Source organism: Gemmobacter lanyuensis (assembly GCF_014652355.1).
Taxonomy (GTDB): Bacteria; Pseudomonadota; Alphaproteobacteria; order Rhodobacterales; family Rhodobacteraceae; genus Gemmobacter; species Gemmobacter lanyuensis.
The window spans coordinates 210,052-217,470 of the sequence record NZ_BMYQ01000006.1 but is presented as its reverse complement, the minus strand read 5'-3'; the positions used below and the strand labels follow the sequence as shown (position 1 = coordinate 217,470).

Sequence of the window (7,419 nt, the reverse complement as noted above, 5' to 3'; positions counted from 1 at the left end):
TGGCTCGGCCGCAAATCCGGCCGCGGCTTCTACGACTACCGCGGCGAAACGCCCGTTCCCACCCGCTGACCTCAGCCCCCGAGCGAGAGGGTATGTTCGCGCAGCCAGGCCAGGAAGCCGCGCGGATTGCCTTCCCACTTGTCCAGCTCAGAGGCAGGGATAGGCTGCCCGATATAGGGGCGCTGCGGTTTGAACAGGGCGCGCTTGATTTCATAGAGCAGAAGGCCCTGACGCAGCGTATCCGACAGCTTGTTGGCGATCAGAAAGGCGCGGCTGTTCTGCCCGGTAAAACGCATCGGCACAATGGTCGCGCCCGAGGTTCGGACCATCTTGTGCGTGAAGACGTTCCATTCGGCCTCGATCGCGGGGCCCCACCAGCCCTCGGACATCGCAACCTTGCCGGCTGGAAAGAGGATGATCAAACCACCGCGCTTCAGATGCGCCATGGTCTGGTTCCGCATCTCTAGCCCGAGTTCGCGCGCATTTTCCTCATGTGGGAAAGGCACGGGGATCATGAATTCCTCAATTTCGGGGATGCCGGTCAGAAGCGACCGGGTCAGGATCTTGAAATCCCCCCGCACGCGCGCGACCATTTCGGCCATGACCATGCCATCCACCAGCCCATGGGGGTGGTTCGCGACCACCACCACCGGGCCGGTCGCCGGGATGCGCGCGATTTCCTCGGCCGGGGTCCGAATTTCGATCCCCATGGTCCGGATCGCCTTCGGCCAGAACGGCACCCCAAACGGTGCGCCCGAGGCTTCGAACTTGCGGATCAGGCGCAACAGCGTGACCTTGGCGGTCAGCCATTCGATCGCACGGATGGTGCCCGCCTTGAACGGGTTCGAGAAGGTGCCTGCATAGGACAGGCGGCGCATGTCATACTGACGCACCTCGCGGGGGGTCTCATCCGGGTGTGTCACGCGTGATCCGCCTTACTGTTCTTCACCAAACCGATTGGCGACAAGCGCCTCAAGCGCATCAGCCAATTCGATTGCCTGCGTGCCCGAGGTGCTGACATCGATGAATGTCCCGCGCGAGGCACCCAGCATCAGCAAGCCCATGATGGAATCGCCAGAAACCGTCATGCCGTCTTTCGTCACTTCGGCCTGGGCATCAAAACCTTCGACGCATTCGACGAACTTGGCCGAGGCGCGGGCGTGCAGGCCTTTTTCATTGACGATTTTCAACTGGCGCATGTTCATGCCCGTCCCCCTTCTTCCGGCGGGACATCCCCACCCAGATCGAGGCTGTTGATATACTTGCGCCCGGCGTCAAGCGCGAGGCTTACTGCCTCCGCAAGCGGAAGTTCGCGCGATTTCGTCAGCTTGATCAGCATCGGAAGATTTGCGCCATAGAGGATACGACGATTTCGCGCGGCGCAGGCGGGCAAGGACAGGTTCGAAGGCGATCCGCCGAACATATCCGTTACCACGACGACACCTTCGCCGCGGTCCACCGAATCTGCCGCCGCGCAGATTTCGGCCGATTTCGCACCGCGATCATGATCGTCTTCGATCGAGATCGCGCTCATTGCATCCTGTCGGCCCACAACATGCTCCACTGCCGAGAGATACTCTCGTGCCAGTCCGCCGTGAGCCACAATCACGATCCCGATCAAACCCCGATCACCCAGATCCCAAGGGTCGGCCAGAGGCCGACCGCCGTTCAAGTTCCCTGTGTCGTTTTGACACCGACCAGCCCGCTTCTGCAAGCGCATTGGCCATCATTTCTGCAACTGCGACAGAGCGATGTTGCCCCCCCGTGCAGCCGAACCCGATGGCGAGATGGGCCTTGCCCTCGGCCTTATGGGCCGGAAGGAGAAACAGAAGAAGATCACGCAACCTTGTGGTGAATTCCTCAAATCGCGGGTCGGATTGCACATGTGCGGCAACTGCCGCGTCGCGCCCGTCCAGCGCCCGCAGCTCGGGCACCCAATGGGGATTCGCAAGGAAGCGACAGTCGAAGACCATGTCGAGGCCGCGCGGCAGGCCCCGTTTGTAGCTGAAACTCTGCACCGAAACCGCAAGACCGGGCACCCCGGCGCGATCAAACCAATCGGCAATTTCGGCCTTCAGGTCATGCGGCGACATGCCAGAGGTATCAATCAGATGGTCGGCGCGCACCCGGATCGGCGCCAGCAGGTCCATCTCGCGCGTGATGCCAAGCGCCGGCGTTTCGGCCACGGCCAGCGGATGGCGGCGCCGGGTTTCATTGTAACGCCGTACCAGCTCATCCGGACCGCAGTCGAGGTAAAGCAACGAAAGCTGCACGCGCGGATCGCGTGTAAGGGTATCAATCAGCTCAATCAGCGCGGTTGCGTTGAAATCACGGTTGCGGACATCAACCCCCAACGCGATCGGGCGGCCCAGCGGCGGTCCGTCGATCAGGCGGGGGATGAGGCTCAGCGGCAGGTTGTCGATAACCTCGTAGCCGAGATCCTCGAAGGCATTGATGGCGGTCGTACGGCCCGCACCCGAAGGGCCCGTCACCAGTACGAGTTCGTGGTCCTTCGCCGATTGTGTCACGCCGTCCATCATCCTCAGGCCCGTCGCCCCTCTTTCAGATACTGCAGAAGCGCATAAGAAAGATGATCTGCATCCCGACCAAGGACAAGGGGGATGCGACAGCCAAATAGTTCAATCTGACGCGATGGAGGCAGCCGGTCTGGCTCTGGCCGGGACAGATCGACCACAAGAACAACGGGGATGGGCCCAACCGGGGTGGCACGCAACAAACCGACGCCCCGCGCCTCAATCATTCCGGCGATCCGGGGCGGTGCCGCCGCCATCAGCCTGCCCTCAGCGGCATTCAGCAGCACCTGATCATCGGCCACCAAAGCCGCCCCGAAGGCCATCAACTGCAGCGCAAGGCGCGATTTTCCAGATCCCGATGGGCCAAGGATCAAAAGCCCCCTTCCGTCCACTGCAACGCAGGTCGCATGCAGATGGGGGGCAGCGGTCACACCGGCAGGCCCACGACGAACCGTGCGCCCAACGGTTCCGAGGTGATATCCGCCTGTGTCGGGCGGATGTTCTCGGCCCAGATCACGCCGCCATGCGCTTCGACGATCTGTTTGGAAATCGCGAGACCGAGTCCGGAATGATTGCCGAAATCCCCCTGTGGGCGCTCGGAGTAGAACCGCTTGAAGACCTTGGTCAGCGCCTGTTCCGGGATGCCGGGGCCCGTATCCTCGACCACCACAAGGACACGATTTTCACGACGACGCGCCCAGACACGCACGGCATCGCCCTCCTCGCAGAAGGAAATCGCATTGGTGATGAGGTTCACGAAGACCTGCGCCAGACGAGCTTCAAGCCCACGGATGACAATCGGGTCGGCGGGCAGATCGGTGATGAATTCAACACCCTTTTCCGACGCCTGCTGTCCCAGATACTCTGAAAGATTACCAAGCGTCTTCAGGAGGTTGAATTCCTCCTCCTCTTCCTTGACCAGTTCACTGTCAAGCCGCGAGGCGTTGGAGATGTCACTGACGAGCCGGTCGAGGCGGCGCACGTCATGGTCGATCACCTCCAGAAGCCGCAGCCGCTGGTCATCACGTTTGGCGAAATGCATCGACGCCACGGCAGACCGCAGCGAGGCGAGCGGGTTCTTGATCTCATGCGCGACATCGGCGGCGAATTGTTCATTCGCGTCGATCCGGTCGTAAAGCGCGGCCACCATGCCCCGCATCGCAACCGACAGGCGGCCGATTTCGTCAGGCCGGGCCGTCAGATCGGGGATTCGCACGCGCCCCGGAGCCATCTTCCGTGCATCACGGTCTCGCCCCAGCTCGGCCGCGGCCGCAAGATCGCTGAGCGGATTGGCGATGGTCGAGGCCAGCACCAGGCTGAGCCCGATCGACACCAGCAGGGCGATCACGAACATCTGCAAGACCTGCTCGCGCTCATAGCGGACCAGGCGATCAATCTCTCCCTCGGGCGAGGTGAGGCCGACCACCCCCACCACGACCCCGCGGTCCCGAATGGGGGTGGCAACCGAAAAGACGGTCCCGCCCTCAAGCTCGCGCGCGGTTTTGACCGTGGTGGAGCCAGCCTGTGCTTCGGGCAGGATCTGTCGGAGCAAGGCAGCTGTGTCCGGGGTAGCGGGCGCGGCCGAATCGCCGGCCATGAGACCGGAAACAAAATTCCAGATCAGATTCAGAAAATCGGTGATCAGGGTTGATCGCTGCTCGGCAAGAATCGGGCGAACTGCCCCCAACCCGCGGGCCGTCTCGCGGCCGGCCGCATCGAAGATACGCACCTCGACACCAGGGCCGATCGGAGCGGCGGCAATGGCCCCAGCCGCATCCCCCAAAGATCCGTCGCCCGGCAGGCGGGCCTCCAGAATTCCGGCAACCAGCTGCGCTTCGGTGACGAGGCCCTGTTCACGCTGCAGGACCAGGCTGTCGCGGAAGGGATTGAGAAACAGAACCCCCGCGACCATGACGACGATGGCCATCATGTTGAAGATCACGATCTTCCGGGCAAGAGGCGAATGATTCAGCGCGACCAGGCCACGGCGAGATTTGTGCGCGCGCAGCTCTTGTTCGGCCAGTGCCTCGGGGCTGACCCAGTCCTCACCCAGAACCACCTCGCCCGGACGGGCGGCAGGTTCCTGGGCTTTCGCTCTGATCCGATACGCCACGGCCATCCTGAAGGATCACTCTTCGTTGTAACGATACCCGATCCCGTAGAGCGTTTCGATAGCCGAAAACTCAGAGTCCGCGGCGCGCATTTTCTTGCGCAGGCGCTTGATATGGCTGTCGATGGTGCGGTCATCGACGTAGACCTGATCGTCATAAGCCACATCCATCAGCTGGTCACGGCTTTTGACAAACCCGGGGCGCTGCGCAAGTGCCTGCAGCAGCAAGAATTCCGTTACGGTCAGCGAGACATCCTGCCCCTTCCAGGTCACGGCATGGCGCAGCGGGTCCATCCGCAGATTGCCGCGCTCCATGATCTTGGTTTCCTCAGTGACCGTCACCTCACCAGCCGTCATCACCTCTTGCCGGCGCAGCAGCGCGCGGATGCGTTCCACCAGCAAACGCTGGCTGAAAGGCTTCTTGACGTAATCGTCCGCGCCCATCCGCAGACCCAGAACCTCATCGATTTCATCATCTTTCGAGGTCAGGAAGATCACAGGCATCGTCGTCTTCTGGCGCAGGCGCTGGAGCAGATCCATGCCATCCATACGGGGCATCTTGATGTCCAGCACCGCCATGTCGGGGAGCCGTCGGTTGAAGGCGTCCAAAGCCGACTGACCGTCGTTGTAAGTCTCCACCTCGAAGCCCTCGGCCTCGAGCGTCATAGCGACCGATGTCAGGATATTCCTGTCATCGTCCACAAGCGCGATCCTGGACATGTCCGGTTCCCGTTCTGCTCATTGTTCTGGTTTTGCGAACACTGTCCTTTTTTCGCCATAAAGAATCAACACGAAACTACGAATCACACCTTTAGTACGGGTCGATAGTCACCTGAATTTCTAAACAAATGGCTAAATTGCATCACGCCTGCGTGTGATCGCAGAATGGTATCGCTAAACCTGAGATGGTTGCGCTAACAGACCGAAAAGTCGCTATTCCTGTTTGAAAACCGCGTGTTATAGGGCGGTTGTCAGGTCACACGTCGGGGCCTGACCGGTAGCTATCTGGCCCATGCTGCCGATTTGAACCGAAAGAAGCCGCGCCAGCCGCGGCACCGGGAGCTTGCACATGACGCATGGACGCGTGAACCCCAGCCACACCCTCGAAGCACAAGGCATCAGCGGTCTGGGAACGGTCTATTACAACGACATCGAACCGGCGCTGGTCGAGGCGGCGGTGCGTCGCGGCGAAGGGCGTCTTGGCAAAGGCGGTGCTTTCCTGTGTTCGACCGGGCAGTTCACCGGCCGGTCGCCGAAAGACAAGTTCGTCGTCCGCACCCCTGCCGTCGAAGACTCGATCTGGTGGGAAAACAATGCCCCGATGGCCCCCGAGGCCTTCGATCGTCTCTATGAGGACATGACCGCCCACATGAAGGGCCGCGAGTACTTCGTGCAAGATCTCTATGCCGGTGCTGACCCCGCGCATCGGCTCGACGTGCGCGTGGTGACGGAACTGGCCTGGCACGGCCTCTTCATCCGTCACATGCTGCGCCGCCCCGAACGGAGCGAGCTGGACAGCTTCGTGCCGGAATTCACCATCATCAACTGTCCGTCGTTCAAGGCCGATCCGGCCCGGCACGGCTGCCGCACGGAAACGGTCATCGCGCTGAACTTTGACCGGAAGCTGATTCTGATCGCCAATACCGCCTATGCGGGCGAGAACAAGAAATCGGTCTTCACCCTGCTGAACTACATCCTGCCGGCCAAGGGTGTGATGGCGATGCACTGCTCGGCCAACCATGCCATCGGCAACCCCGATGACACGGCGGTGTTCTTCGGCCTGTCGGGCACCGGCAAGACCACCCTTTCGGCCGATCCGTCGCGCATCCTGATCGGCGATGACGAACATGGCTGGTCGGAAAAGGGCAGCTTCAACTTCGAAGGCGGCTGCTACGCCAAGACCATCAACCTGAGCGCCGAGGCCGAGCCGGAAATCTACGGCACCACCTCGCGCTTTGGCACCGTGATCGAGAACATGGTCTACGATCCGGAAACGCTTGAACTCGACTTCCAGGATTCGAGCCTGACCGAGAACATGCGCTGCGCCTACCCGCTCGACTATATCTCGAACGCGTCGGACACCGGTCTGGGCGGCCACCCGAAGAATGTGATCATGCTGACCTGCGACGCCTATGGCGTGCTGCCGCCGATCGCGCGTCTGACCCCGGCGCAGGCGATGTATCACTTCCTGTCGGGCTTCACCTCGAAGACCCCGGGCACCGAGCGCGGCGTCGTGGAACCCACGCCGACCTTCTCGACCTGCTTCGGTGCGCCCTTCATGCCCCGCCGCCCCGAAGTCTATGGCAAGCTGCTGCAGGAAAAGATCGCCCAGTTCGGCGCTGAATGCTGGCTGGTCAACACCGGCTGGACTGGCGGCGCCTATGGAACCGGCAAGCGCATGCCGATCCGCGCCACCCGCGCCCTGCTGACTGCTGCCCTGAACGGGTCGCTGTCGAAGGGCGAATTCCGCAAGGACCCGAACTTCGGCTTTGAAGTGCCGGTCGCGGTGGAAGGTGTGGACACCACGCTGCTGAACCCGCGCGACACCTGGGCCGACAAGGCCGCCTATGACGCGCAGGCCGCCAAACTTGTCTCGATGTTCGCCGAGAACTTCGGCCAATACGTTCCCTACATCGATCAGGACGTCAAGGCCGCAGCCATCGGCTGAAGCCTTTGAATATCTTGGGAAAAGGGGCCTTTCGAGGCCCCTTTTTTCTTGCGCTTCGCCAGGCCTGAATATTTCCAAAAGTCATTTTCCTACACCAAAGCGTCATA

General features: G+C 61.6%; 8 protein-coding genes. 1 reads left to right on the top strand and 7 read right to left on the bottom strand.

Annotation, left to right across the window (positions count from 1 at the left end):
• Positions 1-71 precede the first annotated feature (71 nt).
• The 7 genes from IE101_RS11870 to IE101_RS11840 are packed head-to-tail and all read right to left on the bottom strand — an operon-like array spanning position 72 to position 5,364.
• Complete coding sequence (locus IE101_RS11870) at positions 72-923, bottom strand: lysophospholipid acyltransferase family protein (RefSeq protein ID WP_229804125.1); 852 nt, start codon at positions 921-923, stop codon at positions 72-74.
• A 12-nt stretch (positions 924-935) separates the two neighbouring features.
• On the bottom strand, positions 936-1,205 hold the full coding sequence (locus IE101_RS11865) for an HPr family phosphocarrier protein (RefSeq protein WP_189634049.1): 270 nt from the start codon (positions 1,203-1,205) through the stop codon (positions 936-938).
• Positions 1,202-1,621 carry a PTS sugar transporter subunit IIA gene (locus IE101_RS11860; RefSeq protein ID WP_189634048.1) on the bottom strand — a complete coding sequence of 140 codons (420 nt, stop codon included), beginning with the start codon at positions 1,619-1,621 and terminating at the stop codon, positions 1,202-1,204. Before IE101_RS11860 ends, IE101_RS11865 begins: the two co-directional genes overlap by 4 nt.
• A 7-nt stretch (positions 1,622-1,628) precedes the next feature.
• A complete protein-coding gene (rapZ, locus tag IE101_RS11855; protein ID WP_373296115.1) occupies positions 1,629-2,537 on the bottom strand; it encodes an RNase adapter RapZ in 909 nt (302 codons plus the stop codon).
• A gap of 5 nt (positions 2,538-2,542) precedes the next feature.
• Entirely contained in the window at positions 2,543-2,926 is a 384-nt protein-coding gene (locus IE101_RS11850; protein ID WP_308429871.1) for an HPr kinase/phosphorylase, read from the bottom strand.
• A 35-nt stretch (positions 2,927-2,961) separates the two neighbouring features.
• Positions 2,962-4,653: a sensor histidine kinase gene (locus tag IE101_RS11845; protein WP_189634045.1), complete on the bottom strand. Its 1,692-nt coding sequence runs from the start codon at positions 4,651-4,653 to the stop codon at positions 2,962-2,964.
• 9 nt (positions 4,654-4,662) lie between these two features.
• Entirely contained in the window at positions 4,663-5,364 is a 702-nt protein-coding gene (locus tag IE101_RS11840) for a response regulator transcription factor (protein WP_189634044.1), read from the bottom strand.
• Between the two features lie 349 nt (positions 5,365-5,713).
• On the opposite strand from IE101_RS11840, the gene IE101_RS11835 reads away from it, so the two are divergent.
• Positions 5,714-7,312, top strand: coding sequence for a phosphoenolpyruvate carboxykinase (locus IE101_RS11835; protein ID WP_189634043.1), 1,599 nt, complete (start codon positions 5,714-5,716; stop codon positions 7,310-7,312).
• Positions 7,313-7,419 lie beyond the last annotated feature (107 nt).